This window comes from Pseudomonas sp. G166 (assembly GCF_037027455.2).
Lineage (GTDB): Bacteria > Pseudomonadota > Gammaproteobacteria > Pseudomonadales > Pseudomonadaceae > Aquipseudomonas.
In genome coordinates this window covers 2,601,892-2,621,365 of sequence record NZ_CP146985.1, presented here as the reverse complement: position 1 = coordinate 2,621,365, position 19,474 = coordinate 2,601,892, and the positions used below count along the sequence as shown (strand labels likewise).

The window sequence follows — 19,474 nt, the reverse complement described above, 5'->3', positions numbered from 1 at the left end:
TAACTGGCCCGCCACCGTGCCGTTGGCAGGTGGGCCAGGTGGCTATCCGACGTCTACCGTCGGATAGCCTGGACCTGGACTCTGTCCAAAAGCTTTCAGCGGTTGGCAAAGTACATGGTCACTTCGAAACCAATGCGCATATCGATATAGGTTGGTTTAGTCCACATATTGAGTTCCTCTGTAGGGTTTAATAGGTCTGGCTCTTTGAAAGGATCGTCACCCTGGCCTGTTTCCGCTGACAACTCAGTAGAAATAGGCCAGTCGAAACTGCAGCGAATTATCGATTTTCACCCCCTCACGCACCGTCACATCGCGCATCACCTGCCCCATCAGTTGCAGTCGCTTGTTGACCATGGTCGCCACCGTGAAACCTGCCGTGCCGTTGTCATGGCTGGTGGCCAGGGTGGTGCCGTCGAGCGTTTCCTTCGCCCCCCAATTGTGCCGATACGAAATCGCGGCGTAAGTCTCTGGGGTGAAGTTGTAACGCAAATGGTTGTGTAACTGAATCAGCGGATCTTTTTTCGAATCGGAGCTGCGCTGGTCACTGTAGAACTCGGTTTCGGCGATCACATCCCAGGTAATCCTATCTGTCAGTCCCTTGATGTAGCCCACCTGGAAATCCACCGCCCAACGATTGTTGCTCAAGGCAAAACCTTCATCCTTGTCACTGCCGGTAGGCGCGGTAAAAAATACCGACCATCCCAGATGCTCATTACGTTCCAGGTCGGCTATGGTCCATAGCGTACCGCCGAAGGTAATGTCTCCCAGGCCAGAGGTTTTGCTGTCACTCAACCCCACTTCCTGGTAGCCGAAAGGGATCACGATTTGCGGATCCCAGGTGTATCCGGTGCCGAAAAAATCCGTGAAATGGATCAGCCTCAGTACCCCCACATTCATCCTCAAATCAAGGTCATCGGCCACTTTATGGCCGCCCGAATAAACTTCGTCACCCCGCGGATTCTGTTGGTACAGCACGACCACATCGGTGCCCTTGGGTAACGCGGTATAGTCGCCCGGGTCAGGCTTTACATCGGCCAGTGCCGCTGACGACAGTGCGGCGACGGTGGCTAGGGAAGCCACTTTGCACAAGCCGGACATAGCGAAGCCAGCGACGGGAATCGGGGAATTGGACATGGCTTGGACCTCATTATTTTTATTGTTGGCAGCAGCTTCCGGACGGCTCGCGTGCGAGCCGTCAACCGGACGTCGTTAAATGTCGATCAGGGTTGGGCGGAGTCTTTGAGCTCGGCCTGTAAATCGTGGGTACGCTTGACCAGGTACTGACGGATGAGCTCCATATCGTCAGGCTTGAGGATGTCGGCAAAGCTCGGCATGCCACCGCTCATTCGAGCACCGCTGAGAAACGCCGGGAAAGCCGCATGCTTGTCCATGGTCAAATAACGCAGGTCTGGAACTTCGCCTCCGCCGATGGCGTTGAGTCCGTGGCAGCCGGCACACAAGCCATTGAACATGGAGCGTGCCTGGACCAGATGCTCCGGACTGGCCTTGAGCTGCAGTTCGGTCTGCGGCAGTGGCGGCGCTGTCCTGGCCGGTGGCAGCTCAACCTTGGCCCCGAGTTTGAAAGCGATGACCCGCGACTCTGCCAGTACCTTGCCCTTGTTGGTCAAAGGCGCGGTCAAACGCGGGATGATCCCACCCCAACCTACGGAGAAAGCCACGTATTGTTCCCCGTTGACGGTGTAAGTGACCGGCCCGGCCATCACCCCGGAGTTAGCCCTGTGCTCCCAAAGTTTCTTGCCTTTGTCGGCGCTATAGGCAACCACTCGCCCATCAGCAGTCCCTTGGAAAACCAGGTTTCCGGCGGTACTCAGCGTGCCGCCATTTCCCGCGCTGATATACGCTTGCTTCCACGCTGCTTTCTGCTTGACCGGATCCCAGGCGATCAATTCGCCGGACCACGCATCGCGGATCGGTTTCAGCTGCTTTGGGTCTTCAGGCAGGTCGGGCACATCCAGGCCAAAGTTGACCACCGACTTGTTTGGGAAGAACTGCGGCCGCTCAGCAGCCTTGAGCTCAGCCAGGGTCAACTGCGCCGGGATATAGACGTAACCAGTTTTGGGATTGAACGACATGGGATGCCAGTTATGTCCGCCCAGAAAGCTCGGCTGTACGACCTTGGGACCCGTCGAATAATCGGCCTTGCCGGTGTAAATCGGTCGACCGCTCTGTAGATCGATACCACTGGCCCAGTTGACCGGAACAAAATTCTTGGCCGAGAGAAGCTTGCCATTGGTACGGTCGAGTACGTAAAAGAAGCCGTTCTTCGGTGCTTGCATCAGGACCTTGCGCAGCGTTCCATCGATTTCAAGGTCGGCCAGGATCATATGCTGGGTGGCTGTGAAGTCCCATTGATCCTTGGGTGTGACCTGGTAATGCCAGACATACTCGCCGCTGTCTGGCCGCAGCGCGACAATCGAGGAGACGAAGAGGTTGTCACCCTCGCCGTCTGTGCGAAATTTATAGTTCCAGGGCGAGCCATTGCCAGTGCCGATGTACAGCAAATCCAACTCCGGATCGTAGGCCATGGAATCCCAAACGGTGCCACCACCGCCCCACTTGACCCAACCGTCGCCTTTCCAGCTTTTGAGGGCCATCGCCATGGCAGGGTTCTCAGGAGGCAGTTTCGGATCGCCCGGCACAGTGTAGAAGCGCCAGTCTTGCTGGCCCGTTTCGGCATCGTAAGCGGTGACATAACCACGCACGCCAAACTCGGCACCGCCGTTACCGATCAGGACCTTGCCTTTGACAATGCGCGGCGCGCCGGTAATCGAGTAACTCTTGCTACGATCAATAATGGTGTCGACGCTCCAGACCGGCTGGCCCGTGGCCGCATCCAATGCAATCAGACGACCGTCAAAACTTGCGACATAGACTTTCCCATTCCAAACGGCAACGCCTCGGTTGACCGGCCCGCAGCAACCCTGGCTGAGGTTTTCAGGGGGAACTTTCGGGTCGTACTTCCATAGACGCTTACCGGTCGCGGCATCAATCGCATAGACAATGCTGAACGCCCCCGTGGTGTACATCACCCCATCAACCACGATCGGGGTGGCTTCGGTACCCAGATCGATGTCCAGCTTCTGCGTCCAGGCCATGCCCAGCTGCTTCACATTCCTGTCATTGATCGTGGTCAGTGGACTGAAACGTTGTTCGTCATAGGTACGTCCGTGTGACATCCAGTTGCCAGGTTCATTGTTTGCCTGAACGATACGCACGCCATCGACACGCGCCGCCAACGGCTGTGTATCAGCAAATCCGGACAGACTGGACACCAGCAAAGGCAGCCCCAATAGCAGCGGCAAGGGCAACGTTCTCATGATCAGGATGCTCCAATCTCATACTTATTGTTGTTATTGGCAGTCCACCACACGCACCATCAGCAGCGGTTTGGAATTTGAACTGGCTGGAGTTGATTAGAGCGGGCGCCCGCCGAGGGCGCTTGACTGAGCGTGACAAGGTGGCTTGGCATTTCTTGCCAGATGGAGGCATTTATTGATCGGCCATCGAGGCATTCATTCGATAATCTCGAGGAGACACCCCGAAATGACGCTTGAACGCCCGACTGAAATGAGCAGCGTCGAAAAATCCCCACTTGAAAGCGATCTGCGTAATGGACTCGTGACTGAGCTCGTAAGCGCAAAGATCGTGCGCAACGCGCTCCAGGCGTTGGCCCTGAATGTAGCGGCTTACCGTTTCACCCTGCTCTTCAAACAATCGATACAGCTGTCTGACGGAAAGGTTTAACTGGCGTGCCAGATGGGACGGGCTTAGCGAAGCCTCTTGCAATTGTTCATCGACCAACTTGATCACCAGCCGATACAACTCGCTCGGTTCAAGCTTTCTCCCCATGACAGGTGGTTGCGCTTGATCCGTCAACGCGGGCACCAAAAGCGCCAGCAATGCGGACTGCATTGCGTCTCCATCTTCCTGGGGATACCTGACACTCCCACAAAATTGCGGATCACTCACAGAATGAATCAATGTGCGAATCAGCCGCGTGGACACGCAATTGCGTGACAACTTACCAAATACAGCCCGTCCCTTCAGTTGTTCTTCGACCGTGCTACGCAGCAGATGAGTGGACACATTCTCGATCAATCCGTCTGGCTCGATTTCAAAAATCTTGGCCGAATCGACCAAAGCCAGATCACCGGGAGTCAATTCAATCGTTTGCCCCATCTGCTGGATACGTTGGCAACCACTTCGTTGGAAAATCAGAAAGCAATATTGATCATCACCGTGATCGGCACTGGCGTGCAGGCGGGCAATGTGTCCAGCATTGGTCCGGACATGCGCGATGCCCAACCCACCGAAATCCCTCCTGCAAACATCCCCAATGAACAAACCATGGTGGTGCGAGGGTCTTGTGGCGAGGCGCCCACAGGCAGATCGCAACGAGGCGCTCCAGTGTTCGAACGCCGCAGCATTGTCGGAGAAAAAGGTAGGCCCCATGGATGCACCTCGAAGAGGTCAAGACGTACGTTATTATTTAGTTAACATATTATCTATCTAAATAAAGCGCAAGCACGTCAATGTTTGCCTGCTACGCGATCTCTTGTAGGGTGTCAGGCGAGCGCCTATCCCAGCCTGGCCTGCGACGGATTTTGTACATGTCCACGGCCAGCATCGCCCGCGCCAGCCGCGCCTTGAAGCACCAGCCCTGATATCCTTCCCCGTCAGGAACTCAAGCCCAAGCACTTTCAAGGACGAAAATGAATCCACAAAACATTGTGCGCTACTGGCACGCCGTCGAGCTTTTGCAACCCCAGGCCGTCCCCAAGCTGAAAAAGCGCGACAGCGACTACCAGCCCTACATTCAAGACATTCCCGCCTCGGCCCAGATCCTGCCGTGGATGCCATCCAACGCCCTTGGCCGGCAGCGTCTGCCGAACAAGCTCGCATGGAGCCACACGCTCTACGCACACCTCTACGACAATCTGGAGGTCTCCCGCCAGTTGGAGGCGCTCTATGGCGCGGACCAAGGCTACAAGGAGCCGCAACGTCGGCAGTCGGCCCTGTTCGCGCTAAAGTTCAACGATCAGGGCATGATGGTGGCCGACAGCCTGGTACTGTCCAGCGAAGCGTGGTTTGTCGGCTGCGCCCTCCACCGCAAAGATTGGACCCGCGGCTTCGACGAAACCCAGGAGTTCCTTCGCGAACAGGCCAACAGCCAGCTCTCCGGCATGGTCTTGGCTGCCGACCTGGCAGGCATGACCGACTTTATCCGCCAGACACTGGGGCTCGATGCGTTGTTCGGCGACAAGCCGCGCATGCACCGCTTCCGTTCGGCACCGATCAACCCGGACAAGCCCGAACAGGAAGACGATCCGCTCAACAGTTTCCTGCTCAGCGACCTGGCCGACGTGGCCGATGCCCTGGCCCATGGCGAGACCAGCGAACCGTTGGCCCGCTACCTGAGCCTGCACGACTCCAGCCAGCGGCTGCACCTCGACCAACCCGGCGCGGACCTGGCGCTGATTGATCGCCTCGCCCCCTCGCGCTACGCCGCCGGCTGCTGGCCTGCCGAACGGCACCTGGGCCTGGTGCATTCTCAGCAATTGGCGGTCAACAGTCTGCTGCAGACCCTGGCCAACGACACGGGCGTGATGGGCGTCAACGGCCCGCCAGGCACCGGGAAAACCACCCTGCTGCGCGACCTGATTGCCGCCGTGGTGACCCAGCGGGCCGATGTGTTGGCATCACTGAGCAAGGCCTCGGAGGCTTTCGTTCAGAATGGTCGCGAGTCCGCCAACGACGGCGGACGCGAGCGCTACGCCTACCCGCTCGACCCGCGCCTGTTCGGCTTCGAGATGGTGGTGGCCTCCTCCAACAATGGTGCCGTCGAGAACGTCACCCTCGAGTTGCCCCAGCGCGACAAAATCGACCCGTCCTGGCTGCCCGATGCCGAGTACTTCAGCGAGCTGGGCGAGCTTACCAGCGGCAAACCAGCCTGGGGCCTGATCTCTGCGGCGCTGGGCAGCAAATCCAAACGCACCCGGTTCGTCGAACGTTTCTTCTATGGTAAATGTCCACCTAAAGCGGCAAAGCCGGAGGATGAGCCCACGCCTCTGGACCTGAATACGCTCGACAGCCAAGCACAGGACGAAGACCTGTACACTGGCGAGCCCATGCTCTATGCCCCGAAAGCGGACAACGAGCCAGCGCCCAAGGGCATGCGTGAGTGGCTGAGCGAGCAGGCCCAGCAGATGAAGCTACTCACGCCCGCCGAAAAAGCCGTCCTCTGGCGTGCCGCTGTTGGGCAGTACCTGGCTGCCAAGGATGCCGAACAGGCGCTGCGCGCTCAACTCAGCGACATCCTCGAACGAATCCAGGGTGTGCTCAGCGCGAAGGCGCGGATCAGACAGAAGGAAGAGGAGCGTCAGGTCCGCCTGACCCAACGCCTCAGCCTCAATGACGATCAAGCTACGCTGGAAACACGGCTCACGTCCGCCCGCGAGCAATTGCAACTCAAACTCCAGACCCTCGACGCACACCTCGCCCAAAAACCCCGGCTGCTCGCCAACCTGCTCAGCCTGTGGGGCGCTCATCGCGCCTGGGCCGCCCGGCAACGCTTGCTCGACAGCGCCCATACCCTGGCCAAAGAGGCCTTCGACAGTGCCCAACGCCAACTGCAACGACTCATTGCCCAGCTCAGCGGACTCAATCGGCAATTGGCCACGGACGAACAAGAGATCAACGAAGCCATAGGCCACGCCACCTTGCAGATCGACAGGGCCCGCCGCATTGCCCAGTCAGGCCGAGCCGAGCACTTGCTGGCCTGGCTCGCGCAAGGCCAGCTCGGCAGAGGCAGCGAGATAGAATTGCTCGAACCCTGGCTCCTCGAAGGGTGGCGTCAGGCCCGGGCCAAGGTGTTCATTGAGGCGCTGAAGCTACACCGCACTTTCTTCCAGATCGAAGCCTCGCGCCTGGGCAATAACCTGGCCTTCATTACCAGCCTGCTGACTGGCAGCCGTTATCAGGGCGTGTCCCAGGCCGCAGTGCGCTCGGCCTGGGCCTCGCTGTTCATGATAGTACCGGTGCTCAGCAGCACCTTCGCCTCATTCGCTCGTTCCTTCGGTAGTCTGGGCTGCGGCGAGATCGGCTGGCTGCTGGTGGACGAAGCCGGCCAGGCCACCCCGCAGGCCGCAGTCGGCGCCCTGTGGCGCGCACGCCGCGCCGTGCTGGTTGGTGATCCGCTGCAGTTGGAGCCCATCGTCACTGTCTCCGACGCCGTGCTTGAACACATGCGCACCCACTATCAGGTCGATGCCCACTGGCTGCCCAACCGCCAATCCGCCCAGACCCTTGCCGACCGCGCCACCCCTTGGGGCCGCATGGCCGGCCCCCAAGGCCAGAAATGCTGGGTCGGCCTCCCCCTTGTGGTGCACCGGCGCTGCGATAAACCGATGTTCGACCTGGCCAACCGCATCGCCTATGACGGTGCCATGGTCTACGGCACCATTGCTCCATCACCCGCGAAGGAAACTCCAGCCCGTCTGCTCACCGGCTGGGTTCACGCAAGTGGTCGCTCCTCCGGCAACTGGGTCGACAACGAAGGCCTCGCCCTTGAACGCCTACTGACCGTGCTCGAAGCCGACGGAGTGCCGATGGACAGCATCGCCGTCATCACACCCTTTCAGGATGTACGCAACCAGCTCAAGGTTCGTCTCCCCGACAAGATCGTGCGCGGCACCATCCACACCATGCAAGGCAAGGAAGCCGCAGTGATCATCCTCATCTTAGGTGGCAACAGCGAAAACCCTGGCGCGCGCAATTGGGCAGTGTCCCGACCCAATCTCCTCAACGTGGCCGCCACCCGGGCCAAGCGCCGCCTATACGTGATCGGCGATCGCAATGACTGGAAGCAGCGCCCTCTCTTCTGCGAGATCATGGATCTGCTTCCCGCCCATTCCCAGATAGCCGCCGACATGCCAGCCTGAAAAACGGCCTTGAGTATTCGAGGCCACCTTTGACTCCCTGTCGATCCCATTGCCATGCAGGGTGTAGAGATCACCAAGGTAGATAACGCTATGCCAGAATTGTCATTGGCCATCAGAATTATGTTCGCGTGTTGCCTGTGCATAGCAACCGTAAATCACATCCACGCAGACATTTCCCATGGATTGCTCTGGGACTATGGATACGGACCAGACGCTTACTTGGCCAGCCGTATTTTCTGGGGGGCACTGACATTTCTTGATCCACTTGCGGCATTGCTACTTTTCACCAAGCCAAGAACTGGGATCGGGTTTACGGTCACGATCATTTTGGTTGACGTAACTCATAACACTTTTTACGTGGCGTTGAAGCAACAGTGGCTCGAACCGTTCTACCTGTCCCAGGTAGCTTTCCTTGTCGCCGTGTTCCTACTCTCGCCTATCGCATGGAATCACCCTGTTCGGAATGTAGTTCCCGCCCGTCCAGTTCGACTTGTTTGACCCCTCCCAAGCACTCAGGAACTCATACGCTTGCCAACGTTCAATCATCCCACCTACCGTCTTGCGCATTTGAGTACAATTGGGTTCCTCCATAGCCCACATCTGGCTTCTCGCATTGATTTCCTTGTGAGTCGAACCAAACCAGGCGATCTTTTCCGTACTGTCCACCCTCCCCATTATCCATATCAACTTCGGTCCTTCCTCTGCCAGTAGCGGGCTCCCAACTACCGGGACTCGTCTTGCCCAAATATCCCGCCACACAAATCGAGTCATAACCTCTCGTGCCTAACTGCATGGCAAATAGTCGAGCAAAGCCGAACCCCCAGCAGGCGAGCATACGAATTTTGCGGTGGCTTTGCGGTAACTCCCAAGTCTTGGCCACAAGTTCGGCCAATGCCCCATCTGACAAATTATCCCCGCCAGACTCAGCGGAGCTGATGATATTCTGAAAGTTGTCCTCACGAAAACCATGACCATCAATGATTAGCGTTGCATACCCTTCAACCGACTTCAGGCAGCCCGGAGTAAGGCGTTCTATCACCACCGCATTAACTTCCTCTTTTAGTTTGTACTTGCTTCGGGATGTCTGAAGCGCCTTATCGCCCTTTCCAAATGGGTTCAAATAATACTGCTTCCTCACTCTTTTCGGGCTCATGGTCACGCCTCCCTGCGACACTCCGGATAGTGTCAATGAGCCTAGTCGTCCGAGTTGGCCCAAGCAAGTGGAACGATCCATGCTGTCGATTGTTCGTTGCCATTGAATTTACATGGCAACTTCACAGGATTTATCCCGTAGGCCTGAACAAGAAGAATGCGTTCCAGGAGCATCGTGCTGTCTTCGCTGGCAGATCCGCCAGACGCCCCTGCCCCCGCTCTCCCAACCTTGTTTCTCAACCAACGGAGTCAACCCATGCCATTTGCAAACTACAAATTTCCCGAAGGGATCCTGGACCACGCTCGCAAAGAGGAGATCATCCATCGCACCACGCAGATGTTTGTCGAGTACTTCGGCGAGCAGGTTCGTCCGTTCACCATGGTCCTTGTCGAAGAAGTGGCAGACGGCGGCTGGGGCCGCGCCGACGAGACCCTGACGCTTGAGAAGATGGGATTGCCGGCCAAAGGGCAATAACGCCTACGCAAGCCTGAGGTGCACGCCCTGGCGATTGTCGACCTGGGCGCACGCTGACAACCAAGGACCTGCCATGACAACGGAAAACGCATCGTCACCGCGCTCCATAGTGACCTCTACAAATGCACAAGCCGCCAGATTCGAACCTTACCTGTACGCCTTGCTGCGAATCGTCTTTGCTGTCGTGCTTTTTACCCACGGATTGCCGAAGGCTCTGCGCACCTCCCACGGTTCGATGGCTGACCCAATGGCCGGGTCGATCAACCTGATCCAGAACGTGATGGGATTACCCTTTGCTGCTCAGCTCGCCTTTCTAGTCATGCTCTTGGAGACGGCTGGCGCGATCATGTTGGCAATAGGGCTTGGCACAAGGCTGGTCGCATTGCCTATCGCCCTTGAAATGGTTGCAATCAGCTATGCCCTCGGCCCGACCTGGCCCTGGATAGATCGGGGTATCGAGTTCCCAGTGCTGATGGGATTTCTCGCCCTCTACATCGTCGCGCGTGGAGGCGGACCCTACTCTTTGGATGAGCACTTGAACAGGGCTCGCAGGGTAGCAATTCATCGTTCAGACAGGGATGATCACTGGCAGCGTTAAGTGGCCGGTGGGATGTCTACGAACACTGTGCAAAGGCGAAGATCATGTCCAGGCTCGAACGCCGCTTCAACTGACAGGGAAAACATCCTGCTTCGGCGTAAAAAACCGAGTAAACAGCTCAGATTGTGACTTGATGTTCAACTTGGTGTAGATATTGCGCCGATGAACTTTTATCGTTTCCGCAGACAAGGAAAGCTTTCCGGCAATCTCTTTATTAGAGAAGCCACTCAGCAACAACTTGAGCACATCCTTTTCGCGCGCGGTTATTAGCGTGCCCAGCGAGGCAATTGTTTCCGGCCATGGCGCTGGCTCACTAACATCCTTTGCTACATCAACCTCAAAACACATGCGCTGGTGCATCAGCGCAGTCACCCAGGGCTTGATAATATCAAGCATCGTTATCTGTTCTTGATTAAACCGGACATTACTGCCAAAGGACACGCACAACGTTCTTTCAGCATCGAGCCGAACGTTGTACTGCGCCTCATCCACAGAAATATACTGCTCAAAATACTGGTGATAATACTCTGTTTCAAGAAAGTGCTCTGGCGCGACATCCAGCATATGAAAAAAGCCACTCTGTGGATTTTCCCGATCCGCTATATAGAACGGATCCAACATATAAAGCTCCTTCACATAGCGATGGATAAACGCATCGACCTCCTCTGTATCTGCTACTTCTGGAAGGCTCACCACTTGCACTTGCTGATTACTGAAGATCAACACAACCCAGTTATCGATCTGCACATACTCGTTTAACACACGAACCAGCGAACTCCAGAATTCTGGACGATTCAAGCGCATGATCAGCTTTCCAATCGATCGGTGCCAAGCCAGGCTATGAAGGTCGAGTGGCATTTTCTACCCCTTTAGGGTTAGGGATTCGTTGGGCGCGGATAAGTATTCGTAGGTATTTACTATTCGTCAATGCCCGGTATATTCACTTCCCGGGATTACGCTGGCCATGAGGGCTAGCGTCTTGACAAGGATAGTTGTATGAACAAGTCACGTCTGCGCAGCTTTTTTTCAGCCTCTCTTCTTTGTATCGGGATTAACACATCCGCAGGGGCTGTAGAGTCTGGGGTGTATCTGTATAACTGGTTTGGGTTTATCGCACCACAGACGCCGAAGGAGTTTGAGCAGGAAACCGGCACCCGCTTCCACATGGATGCGTTCGACAGCGCCGAAATCATGCAAAGTAAAGTGATGGCTGGGCGCACGGGGTATGACGTGGTTGTGGCCACCTCCAATGTGTTGCCAAGCCTGATCCAGGCCGGCGTGCTTCAGCCTCTGGATCGCAAGCAACTGAGCAACTTGTCACACATCGATCCTGCCATCTTGTCCCAGCTTGCGGTCAATGATCCTGGTAATCGCTACGCTGTCCCCTATTTATGGGGCACCACCGGCATTGGCTATGACGTGGATAAAGTCAAAGCGGCATTAGGCGATAATGCGCCGGTCGATAGCTGGGATTTAATCTTCAAAGAAGAGAACATCAGCAAACTCAAGTCGTGTGGCGTGGCCATGCTTGATTCTCCCAGCGAGATCATTTCGATTGCCTTGCATTACCTGGGGCTCCCCAGCAACAGCAAGAACCCGGATGACTACCAGAAAGCGCAAGCCCTGCTGCTGAAAATCCGTCCCTACGTCGTCTATTTCGATTCATCCCGAATCGACGCTGACCTGGCCGATGGCAACATTTGTGCAGTGGTCGGCTGGGCCAATGGTGCTCTTGCGGCGCAGGCCATAAACGACAAGGCCAACACTGGACGCAAAATCGCCTACAGCCTTCCTCGCGAGGGCGCGCTGGTCTGGTCGGAAAATCTGGTTTTATTGAAAGACGCTCCCCACCCGAAAGAAGGCATGGCGTTTATTAATTACATGTTGCGACCCGACATCATTGCCAAGACTTCAAATCACACGCTGTACCCTAACGCCAATAAAGATGCCACTGAGTTTGTCGAACAAACGCTGCGCGATAACCCTTGGATCTATCCAGACAAAAAGACTGTCGCGACACTTGTTCCTCTTGAACCATTGCCATTGAAACTGGAGCGTATCCGTACCCGGATCTGGACCAAAGTGAAGAGTGGTACTTGACCTGAAGGGTTGTCACCTTTGTTTCTCTCGGCCAATCCTTAATTCAGCTGGGAGGACCTCTTCGACCCTGGCACGGGGTTAGCTGGAGCAATGGAAATCACATGGAGAACAAGGACAGCCCTGATTCGAGGGCTGTCGCAGAGGTTCTAGGGAAGGATAAAATCATGCGCCAAGGTGATTACAACTGCTACGTGGAGTCGGACGAATACAAAGCCTACAAGGAGATCGAGGAACAGATCATCCATTGCACGCCTGAACAAGCCTGGGCCATGTATTCCATCTCGACCGGGATGGTGCGTGTCAACATCACCCAGGCTGTGACGAAGCTCATTGCCGGAGGCAACAAGGCGCTGCAGGTTGAGTTTCCCGAACTTGCACCCGCTGAAAAGGACGTTCACCAATCAAGCTAACGTCCATCGTGCAATCTTTCGGGAGCGAGCCGCCCTGCCAGGCTTCGCCGACAGCCTGCGATGATCATCCCTCTGAACGAAGCGAGCAATGTGGCAGTCGGAATGAAGGACTCTCGGCAGAAAAACCTCGCCCATGCCCTTACGATCCGCTGCCCTCGCTACACTGTTCACACTGGTTGCCAACCCTGCGGCGGCTACGCAAGAGCCGCTACGCCTGGAAACCCTGAACCGCTGCGGTGACCTGCTGGAAAGCCGGCACCAGGACTGGTGCCTGACAGTGCGCGGGCTGAGTGCTGGAACGCCGCAACTGAAACTGGGTGCAAAGGCGATACCCGCGGACACTCTCCAGCGCGAAGGCGAAAACCTCAGGTTGCGTCTGGACAGCGCCGCTTACCAGAGTGGCCCTCTCTGGCTAGAGGACGGTTCACGCACTAGCAATGCTGTTTGGCTGACCCTGCGCAACAGTCACGTACTGGCCGCCGGGCCGGACGAAGTGGCGAAGAACATGGACGGCCTGACTACCTACGTCGATCTGGTCAGCCTGTTGATCGAGGAAAGTCATGATGGTCGCCAGGAAGCTGAGCGCCTGGCCCGCAAGTACGGCGCGAAGGTCGTCGGCAGCATCGCGCCCCTGAACGTGTACCAGCTGCGCCTGCCGGCCAGGGACTTGGAGCAGCGCGATGCGCTGGTGCTTCGCCTGGGCAGCGAGACCAGCGTGGATGCCGTGGTGGTCGAGGAATCCGCGGCAGAAGAGAACGAGCACGCCACCGCGCCCCATGAAGCCTCGAAGAAACCGGCCCAGGACTCCGACGAATGGGCCGCGAACCGCTTTCTCGACGCGGTGAACTACTACCAGCGGCGCATCCCTGGGCGACAGCCGCCCATCCAACCGCACCCTGTGCGCATCGGCCTCATCGAGCGTGATGTGGATTTCGACACAGTGGATTTCGCGGATTACCTCGGGGCCTGCTCGGTGCCGCGCACCTGCGTCTACGCACGTGATGCGCGCACGCCGGACAACCACGGCACGACCGTCGCCGGTATCCTCGCCGCAAGCTGGAACAACGGTGGCAACACCGGTTTTCTCCGTGGCCTGGACAAGGCGAGCGGTGGCTTCGAGATCATCGTCGAACGTAATTCCGATGCCGGTATCACGGCCAACATCGCCGCGTCGGTCAACCTCGTGGAGGACGGCGTACGCGTACTCAACTGGAGCTGGGGTATCCACCGTGTCGGCACGAAAAACGTCAAGGGCGATGACGTGGACTCCCTGCTGCGCTCGGGCATCGCGATGGGCGGTTACGAAGAGCTGCTAGAGGAGTTCTTCCTCTGGCTGCGCAAGGAACATCCCGATGTGGTGGTGGTGAATTCCGCCGGCAATGGGTCTTCGTTCTCGGGCAGCGACGAATACCGCCTGCCCTCCTCCTTCATCACCGAGCAGTTGCTGGTGGTCGGCGGGCACCAACGCAGCGAGCGCGCCGACATCGCCATCGACGACCCGGCCTACGCGGTCAAGCGCAGCTCCTCGAACATCGACATGCGCGTTGACATCACCGCCGCTGCCTGCGCTCACGCCTCGACGACCAACGCCGACCAGGTCGGTGCAGTGCATTGCGGCACGTCCTACGCCACGCCCATGGTTGCGGGCCTGCTCGCAGCGATGCTGTCCATCAATCCGCAACTTCAGCCCGAGCAATTGCGCATGCTGCTGCGCCGCAGCGCGATGACCATCGGCGACAATCACGACTTCGAACAGACCGATGCGCAGGATCTCACCGCACCGATCCTGCCGTCGGAACGCCGCTATCAGCTCAACGACAAGGACGTGGGCCGTTCGGCGCGGCTGGACATGCACAAGGCGCTGGATCTGGCGCAGCAGAGCCGCAAACGCGTGCGCTGAATGCAGCCCGGGCAATCCCTTCAGATGCCCGGTCAGAAGCCCATGTCATGGCGTGATCTATCGGCAAATGGCGCCCATGATCCAGCGGTTGCAAGCATGCGATGACGCACCATCCTGCACGTCGCCACAGCGGTCATTCTCATAGGTAAAAACCAGTTCGCCACCATAAAAACGCCAACATAATGGCGCCGATTTCGCCGAAATAAAAAAACCCTGAGAAAGTGACATTTTTCCGACGATCGGCATCAATATGCCATTGCTGGAGCTCAGAACTCAGGCTCATCATTCGCTCGACCACTGCGCGTTGAAGTACCCCCAACCAGGGCCCACGCAGGATGTACTAATCGCATCGCTCGAGGGGAGCAGCACCAGGATGATGACTGTTTACTTTATGGTTATGGCCATTTGCAGTGGCATCGAAGGCTGTGTTGAGGAACGAAGGCCAGGGCCGACTTACGCCTCCAAGGCAATATGCATGGAGACAGCCAGGGGCATGACGCCACGCAAGGGCGTGAAATTCAAATGCCGCAGCGAGCGTTTGTGGCTACCTACCGAGGCGCGCAGCGTAGGCGAGGAAGATTACGGTAGTTTGGTCTCCACTGGCGCCAAGACAGCGCCTTAGCAAGCGAGATACCGAACGATTGATCCAGCCAGGAATCAACCTCAGCGCTTGAACAACTCAGCGTTGATGAAATCAATGAACACCCGCAACTTCGGCGCTAGATGTTTGCTGGAAGGCCATAGCATGCGGAAGGTGGACGGCAGCCACGCAAGGCGTACGGCGGCGACGGTCGCTTTTGCTGTTCGCGATCGCCGGCTTCGCCGTTGCCAACATGGTCACGACACTCTCGACCAGCTACAGCTTGACGATCATCGCCCGCTTGTTGGGCGGCGTTTCAGCCGGATTGCTTTGGGCATTGTTGGCAGGCTATGCCGCTCGCATGGTGCCGGAACGCCAAAAAGGTCGAGCCATCGCGATTGCCATGGTTGGCGCGCCGCTGGCGTTATCCCTGGGCGTACCCGCCGGCACCCTGCTCGGCAACCTGATCGGTTGGCGCATGAGCTTCGCGATCATGAGCCTGTTCGCAATCGCCTTGATGGTCTGGGTGCGCCTGAGGGTGCCTGACTTTCCTGGGCAAGCAGCTAATAAACGCTTTTCCTTGAGTCACGTTTTCACGCTGGCGGGCGTGCGTCCTGTACTGTTAGTGGTGCTGACTCTGTGGTTAATGAGCGATAGTCTGGTTGCGGTCTATATCGCGATGGGCGCCTGGGGAGTCGCCTTCGGAGGTGCAGGGACGTTATTCCAGACGGCCATTGCCAACACGGCCGCAGATGCAGCGGATGTCGCCCAGTCCATGTTGGTCACGGCCTGGAACGTGGCCATTGCCAGTGGAGGAATTGTCGGAGGCGTGCTACTGGACCACCTGGGTGTCACTGCGTTTGCCCCTGCCCTGATCGTTCTTCTGCTTGTCACGTTAACAGTGATTGGGGCTGCCAGCCGGCATGGTTTTCCAAGGGCGGCCAAGTAAAGCCTCCGCCAGGTCGACATGAACTGCTACCCAGCAGACTGGAAGCGTGCACGGTAGCGACCGGGGCTTTCGCCGGTCCATTTCTTGAAGGCACGATGGAAGGCGCTGGGTTCCTGAAAGCCGGTCTGCTCGGCAATGTCACTGATGCTGCGGTCGGTCTGGCGCAGCAACTCGACGGCCAGCCCACGGCGGACCTCGTCCTTGATTTCCTGGAACGAACAACCCTCGCGCTCCAAACGTCGACGCAAGGTGCTGGGGCTCACCCGCAGTTCGCTGGCAAAGGCTTCCAGAGTGGGCCACTGGCTGTAATGACTGCGGCGCAGGCATTGATGAAGGCGGGTTGCCAGGCCATGCTGGTTGCGAAAACGGATCACCAGCCACTGGGGCGCACTGCGCAGGAATACCTTGAGGGAGGCCAGGTCCTGGACGACTGGCAAGCGCAGGTAGCGACTGGCAAATTCGATTTCCGTGTGCTCGGTGCCAAAACTCAGGTTGGGCCCCCAGAGCAACGCGTCGTCACTGAGGGACAGGCGCGACTGACGAAAGTCCGCGCGATCGATAGGAATACGCCGCCCGCCCAGCCAGCACAGCAAGCTGATCATCAGCACAAGGAACGTTTCTTCACCAAAACGGCAGGCATCCGGATCCGCCGAGTACGTCTGCAGACTGATCACCGCCCGCTTGCCACGCACGCTGAGGCTGCCGCGAAAATCCCGCAGGAATAAACCGAAGTTGCCCAGGCACTGACGCAAAGCCTTGCCCAGGTCGGGCTCTTGAATCAGTCCCCGGCAAATCAGGGCAAAACTGCCGACCGGCATGCCGTGGGAGTCCAACTGGAAGAACTCATCCTGTAGTTCGCGAATCTGGATCAGCCACAAAGCGGCAAAGGCGCTCGCTGGAACGCGGGCCTCAGGCTGCCCCAGCAACGCCGGGTCGATACCAGCCTCGGCCAATATCGCCGCCAGCCGTTGGGGCTGGTCCCGCAGCGCATGGATCATGGTGTGCACGAAGTAGACCGCGACCGAATCCTTTTCCCGCATAAACCCAGTTTCTCCCACTTCCTCAATGGCAAAAAACGCCAGCATCGCTGAACAGTTTTGGCATAGGCCCACCCAACGGCGACCTCTAGACTGGCGGCATTAAGGGGGCACGGCGCAGCATCTGTCGAGCCCCTCCAGCAGACCGCGCCCAGGGGCAGGCCAGTGGCCGCACGCTGGAGCGCACTTGATAAGGAAAGCAATCCACATGCATCTGCACACTATCGGCGTGATCGGCGCCGGCACCATGGGCAACGGCATTGCACAGGTCTGCGCCCTGGCCGGTTTCGAAGTGACCTTGCTGGACATCTCCTCCACTGCCCTGGAAAAAGCCCTGGTCACCGTCGCCAAGAACCTCGATCGACAAATCGCCAAGCAGACCCTGAGCGAAGCGCAGAAACAACTCGCCCTGGACAAGATCCGCACCAGCACCGATTACGCCAGCCTGGCCGGTGCCCAACTGGTGATCGAGGCCGCCACCGAGAACCTTGAGCTGAAACTGCGACTGCTGCAACAGGTTGCCACTGAGGTCGACAACGACTGCGTGATCGCCTCCAACACCTCCTCCCTCTCGATCACACAACTGGCCGCCGGCGTCAGTCATCCAGAGCGCTTTATCGGCCTGCACTTCTTCAACCCGGTGCCGGTGATGGGCTTGATCGAGGTGATTCGTGGCCTGCAGACCCATGACGCGACCCACGCCCTGGCCCTGGAAATGGCCCGACGGCTGGGCAAGACCGCGATCACCGCCGGCAACCGCCCGGGCTTCGTGGTCAACCGGATCCTGGTGCCGATGATCAACGAAGCCATCCTGGTCTTCCAGGAAGGCCTGGCCAGCGCCGAAGATATCGACGCGGGCATGCGCCTGGGCTGCAACCAACCCATCGGGCCGCTGGCCCTGGCCGACCTGATCGGCCTGGACACCTTGCTGGCGATCCTGGAGGCGTTCTACGAAGGTTTCAACGACAGCAAATATCGCCCTGCGTCATTGCTCAAGGAAATGGTCGCCGCTGGCTACCTGGGGCGCAAGTCCGGGCGGGGTTTCCATGCCTATGGCTGAGCGTTGCTCGCGCTTCGCCGAGAGCCGGGACAAAGCCCTTGAGCTGTTCGCCAGCAAGGGCTTCGGCCAGGTCGGCATGCGCGAGCTGGCGACCCACCTGGGGCTGACGCCCGGCTCGCTGTATCACCATTACCCAAGCAAGCAGCACCTGCTGGCCGACCTGATCGAGGAGTTTTTCGAAGAATTGCTGGCCACGCTCGGGCGCATTGAACAGCTGCCCCGGGACAAGCGCGGCAACCTGCAACGGTTGATCCGCGCCCACCTCAAGCTGCACCGAGAGATGCCCTGGCATTTTCGCCTGGTGGAGCGCGACAGCGGGTGCCTCAACGTCGATCAGCAACAGCGAGTGGAGCATCTGCGCCAGCAATACGAACAGCGGCTGTTGCTGATGCTGGGCGCTCCCCGGCGCCTCCCCTCCAGCGTAATAGCCGCAGCCGGCCACGCCATTGCCACCTTGCTCAACAGCGCGCCCAGTTGGCTGGCGCACCAGTCCCTGGAGCAGCACGAGCACGATGAATTGCTGGAGAACCTGCTCACGGGTGCCATAGAACGGGTGTTGGCGCCCAAGGTCGGCTCCGAACCGACATTGCGAGTCACTGCGGCCTGAGCCAAACCCTCAGCGCAACTGCAATGGATCTACCAGGCCCGCGACAATCGCCATGCCCACCAGCTCCGGCAGGCTCTCGGCGCCCATGCGTTTCATGACCCGGGAACGATAGAGGTCGATGGTCCTGACGTTGACCCCAAGCTGCTCGGCGATTTCCCGGTTGGTATAACCCCTGACCAGAGGCAGCAACACGTCATTTTCCCTCGGGGTCAGGCTCTGTAGCCGCGCCTGCACCCGCGCCTGGCCGGCGCTGGCGGTCTGGCTGTCGTCGGCCAGGCTCAAGGCCTGTTGCACACTGTCGAGCAGCAGTTGTTCGTTGTAAGGCTTTTCGATGAAATCATGGGCTCCAGCCTTGAACGCCCGCACCACAATCGGCACATCGGCATGCCCACTGACGAAGATCACCGGCAGACGCAGCCCGCGGTTGCGCATCTCTTCCTGCACGTTGAGCCCCCCCATGCCTGGCATGCGCACATCCAGCAGCACGCAGCCATTGAGCCGGTTGTCGCAAGCCTCGAGAAACTCCCGGCCACTGGTGAACGAGAGGGCCTTGAGGCCCACGGACTCCAGCAGCCAGACCGTCGAGTCGAGCATGCCTTGGTCATCGTCGACCACATACACCACCTGTTCCGCCACACCCACCAT

16 protein-coding genes and 2 pseudogenes are annotated in these 19,474 nt (G+C 58.2%); 9 read left to right on the top strand and 9 right to left on the bottom strand.

Annotated features, from left to right (window positions below; translation table 11 throughout):
- Positions 1–95: 95 nt before the first annotated feature.
- The 4 genes from pqqA to feaR form a co-directional block, all read right to left on the bottom strand.
- Entirely contained in the window at positions 96–167 is a 72-nt protein-coding gene (gene pqqA, locus SGN16_RS11845) for a pyrroloquinoline quinone precursor peptide PqqA (RefSeq protein WP_335944289.1), read from the bottom strand.
- Positions 168–243: 76 nt separating this feature from the next.
- Positions 244–1,134, bottom strand: coding sequence for a transporter (locus tag SGN16_RS11840; protein ID WP_246883106.1), 891 nt, complete (start codon positions 1,132–1,134; stop codon positions 244–246).
- Between the two features lie 86 nt (positions 1,135–1,220).
- A complete protein-coding gene (locus SGN16_RS11835) occupies positions 1,221–3,338 on the bottom strand; it encodes a PQQ-dependent dehydrogenase, methanol/ethanol family (protein ID WP_335944119.1) in 2,118 nt (705 codons plus the stop codon).
- A gap of 172 nt (positions 3,339–3,510) precedes the next feature.
- On the bottom strand, positions 3,511–4,473 hold the full coding sequence (gene feaR, locus SGN16_RS11830) for a transcriptional regulator FeaR (protein WP_335944118.1): 963 nt from the start codon (positions 4,471–4,473) through the stop codon (positions 3,511–3,513).
- A gap of 260 nt (positions 4,474–4,733) precedes the next feature.
- Between feaR and SGN16_RS11825 the strand changes: the two genes are divergently transcribed.
- The gene (locus SGN16_RS11825; protein WP_335944117.1) at positions 4,734–7,961 is read left to right on the top strand and encodes an AAA domain-containing protein; all 3,228 of its coding nucleotides are present in this window, start codon (positions 4,734–4,736) and stop codon (positions 7,959–7,961) included.
- 538 nt (positions 7,962–8,499) lie between these two features.
- Here the strand turns inward: SGN16_RS11825 and SGN16_RS11820 are convergent.
- On the bottom strand, positions 8,500–9,114 hold the full coding sequence (locus SGN16_RS11820) for a hypothetical protein (protein WP_210644198.1): 615 nt from the start codon (positions 9,112–9,114) through the stop codon (positions 8,500–8,502).
- A 255-nt stretch (positions 9,115–9,369) separates the two neighbouring features.
- Between SGN16_RS11820 and SGN16_RS11815 the strand changes: the two genes are divergently transcribed.
- On the top strand, positions 9,370–9,588 hold the full coding sequence (locus tag SGN16_RS11815; protein WP_135845974.1) for a tautomerase family protein: 219 nt from the start codon (positions 9,370–9,372) through the stop codon (positions 9,586–9,588).
- Between the two features lie 73 nt (positions 9,589–9,661).
- On the top strand, positions 9,662–10,186 hold the full coding sequence (locus tag SGN16_RS11810; protein ID WP_335944116.1) for a DoxX family protein: 525 nt from the start codon (positions 9,662–9,664) through the stop codon (positions 10,184–10,186).
- A 66-nt stretch (positions 10,187–10,252) separates the two neighbouring features.
- On the opposite strand, the gene SGN16_RS11805 is transcribed toward SGN16_RS11810, so the two are convergent.
- Positions 10,253–11,044, bottom strand: a complete 792-nt coding sequence (locus SGN16_RS11805) for a LuxR C-terminal-related transcriptional regulator (protein WP_210644194.1) — start codon at positions 11,042–11,044, stop codon at positions 10,253–10,255.
- 138 nt (positions 11,045–11,182) lie between these two features.
- On the opposite strand from SGN16_RS11805, the gene SGN16_RS11800 reads away from it, so the two are divergent.
- From SGN16_RS11800 to SGN16_RS11790, 3 genes are all read left to right on the top strand, one after another.
- Complete coding sequence (locus SGN16_RS11800; protein ID WP_210644192.1) at positions 11,183–12,286, top strand: polyamine ABC transporter substrate-binding protein; 1,104 nt, start codon at positions 11,183–11,185, stop codon at positions 12,284–12,286.
- Positions 12,287–12,387: 101 nt separating this feature from the next.
- Complete coding sequence (locus tag SGN16_RS11795) at positions 12,388–12,696, top strand: hypothetical protein (protein WP_335944115.1); 309 nt, start codon at positions 12,388–12,390, stop codon at positions 12,694–12,696.
- A 133-nt stretch (positions 12,697–12,829) separates the two neighbouring features.
- Positions 12,830–14,596, top strand: coding sequence for a S8/S53 family peptidase (locus SGN16_RS11790; protein ID WP_335944114.1), 1,767 nt, complete (start codon positions 12,830–12,832; stop codon positions 14,594–14,596).
- Between the two features lie 663 nt (positions 14,597–15,259).
- Here SGN16_RS11790 and SGN16_RS11785 read toward each other — a convergent pair.
- Positions 15,260–15,355: pseudogene (locus SGN16_RS11785) on the bottom strand (LysR family transcriptional regulator); the annotation flags it as partial.
- Between SGN16_RS11785 and SGN16_RS11780 the strand changes: the two are divergent.
- Positions 15,355–16,125, top strand: a pseudogene (locus SGN16_RS11780) (MFS transporter); the annotation flags it as partial. The pseudogenes SGN16_RS11785 and SGN16_RS11780 sit on opposite strands and share 1 nt — an antisense overlap.
- Before the next feature lie 26 nt (positions 16,126–16,151).
- On the opposite strand, the gene SGN16_RS11775 reads toward SGN16_RS11780, so the two are convergent.
- Positions 16,152–17,165, bottom strand: coding sequence for an AraC family transcriptional regulator (locus tag SGN16_RS11775; protein ID WP_335944113.1), 1,014 nt, complete (start codon positions 17,163–17,165; stop codon positions 16,152–16,154).
- Between the two features lie 205 nt (positions 17,166–17,370).
- On the opposite strand from SGN16_RS11775, the gene SGN16_RS11770 reads away from it, so the two are divergent.
- Complete coding sequence (locus SGN16_RS11770; RefSeq protein ID WP_335944112.1) at positions 17,371–18,222, top strand: 3-hydroxybutyryl-CoA dehydrogenase; 852 nt, start codon at positions 17,371–17,373, stop codon at positions 18,220–18,222.
- Positions 18,209–18,829 carry a TetR/AcrR family transcriptional regulator gene (locus SGN16_RS11765; protein ID WP_335944111.1) on the top strand — a complete coding sequence of 207 codons (621 nt, stop codon included), beginning with the start codon at positions 18,209–18,211 and terminating at the stop codon, positions 18,827–18,829. The genes SGN16_RS11770 and SGN16_RS11765 overlap by 14 nt, the downstream gene beginning before the upstream one ends.
- A gap of 9 nt (positions 18,830–18,838) precedes the next feature.
- Here the strand turns inward: SGN16_RS11765 and SGN16_RS11760 are convergent, their stop codons facing one another.
- Positions 18,839–19,474, bottom strand: coding sequence for a response regulator transcription factor (locus SGN16_RS11760; protein ID WP_335944110.1), 636 nt, complete (start codon positions 19,472–19,474; stop codon positions 18,839–18,841).

Excerpts from the sequence above, each read along its gene's own strand:
- SGN16_RS11795 (WP_335944115.1), top strand. The coding sequence starts at position 12,388 with ATGGAGAACAAGGACAGCCCTGATTCGAGGGCTGTCGCAGAGGTTCTA.
- SGN16_RS11840 (WP_246883106.1), bottom strand. The coding sequence starts at position 1,134 with ATGTCCAATTCCCCGATTCCCGTCGCTGGCTTCGCTATGTCCGGCTTG.
- SGN16_RS11760 (WP_335944110.1), bottom strand. The coding sequence starts at position 19,474 with ATGGTGGGTGTGGCGGAACAGGTGGTGTATGTGGTCGACGATGACCAA.
- SGN16_RS11770 (WP_335944112.1), top strand. The coding sequence starts at position 17,371 with ATGCATCTGCACACTATCGGCGTGATCGGCGCCGGCACCATGGGCAAC.
- SGN16_RS11805 (WP_210644194.1), bottom strand. The coding sequence starts at position 11,044 with ATGCCACTCGACCTTCATAGCCTGGCTTGGCACCGATCGATTGGAAAG.
- SGN16_RS11815 (WP_135845974.1), top strand. The coding sequence starts at position 9,370 with ATGCCATTTGCAAACTACAAATTTCCCGAAGGGATCCTGGACCACGCT.
- SGN16_RS11825 (WP_335944117.1), top strand. The coding sequence starts at position 4,734 with ATGAATCCACAAAACATTGTGCGCTACTGGCACGCCGTCGAGCTTTTG.
- SGN16_RS11800 (WP_210644192.1), top strand. The coding sequence starts at position 11,183 with ATGAACAAGTCACGTCTGCGCAGCTTTTTTTCAGCCTCTCTTCTTTGT.
- SGN16_RS11820 (WP_210644198.1), bottom strand. The coding sequence starts at position 9,114 with ATGAGCCCGAAAAGAGTGAGGAAGCAGTATTATTTGAACCCATTTGGA.
- feaR (WP_335944118.1), bottom strand. The coding sequence starts at position 4,473 with ATGGGGCCTACCTTTTTCTCCGACAATGCTGCGGCGTTCGAACACTGG.
- SGN16_RS11775 (WP_335944113.1), bottom strand. The coding sequence starts at position 17,165 with ATGCGGGAAAAGGATTCGGTCGCGGTCTACTTCGTGCACACCATGATC.
- SGN16_RS11765 (WP_335944111.1), top strand. The coding sequence starts at position 18,209 with ATGCCTATGGCTGAGCGTTGCTCGCGCTTCGCCGAGAGCCGGGACAAA.
- SGN16_RS11790 (WP_335944114.1), top strand. The coding sequence starts at position 12,830 with ATGCCCTTACGATCCGCTGCCCTCGCTACACTGTTCACACTGGTTGCC.
- SGN16_RS11835 (WP_335944119.1), bottom strand. The coding sequence starts at position 3,338 with ATGAGAACGTTGCCCTTGCCGCTGCTATTGGGGCTGCCTTTGCTGGTG.
- SGN16_RS11810 (WP_335944116.1), top strand. The coding sequence starts at position 9,662 with ATGACAACGGAAAACGCATCGTCACCGCGCTCCATAGTGACCTCTACA.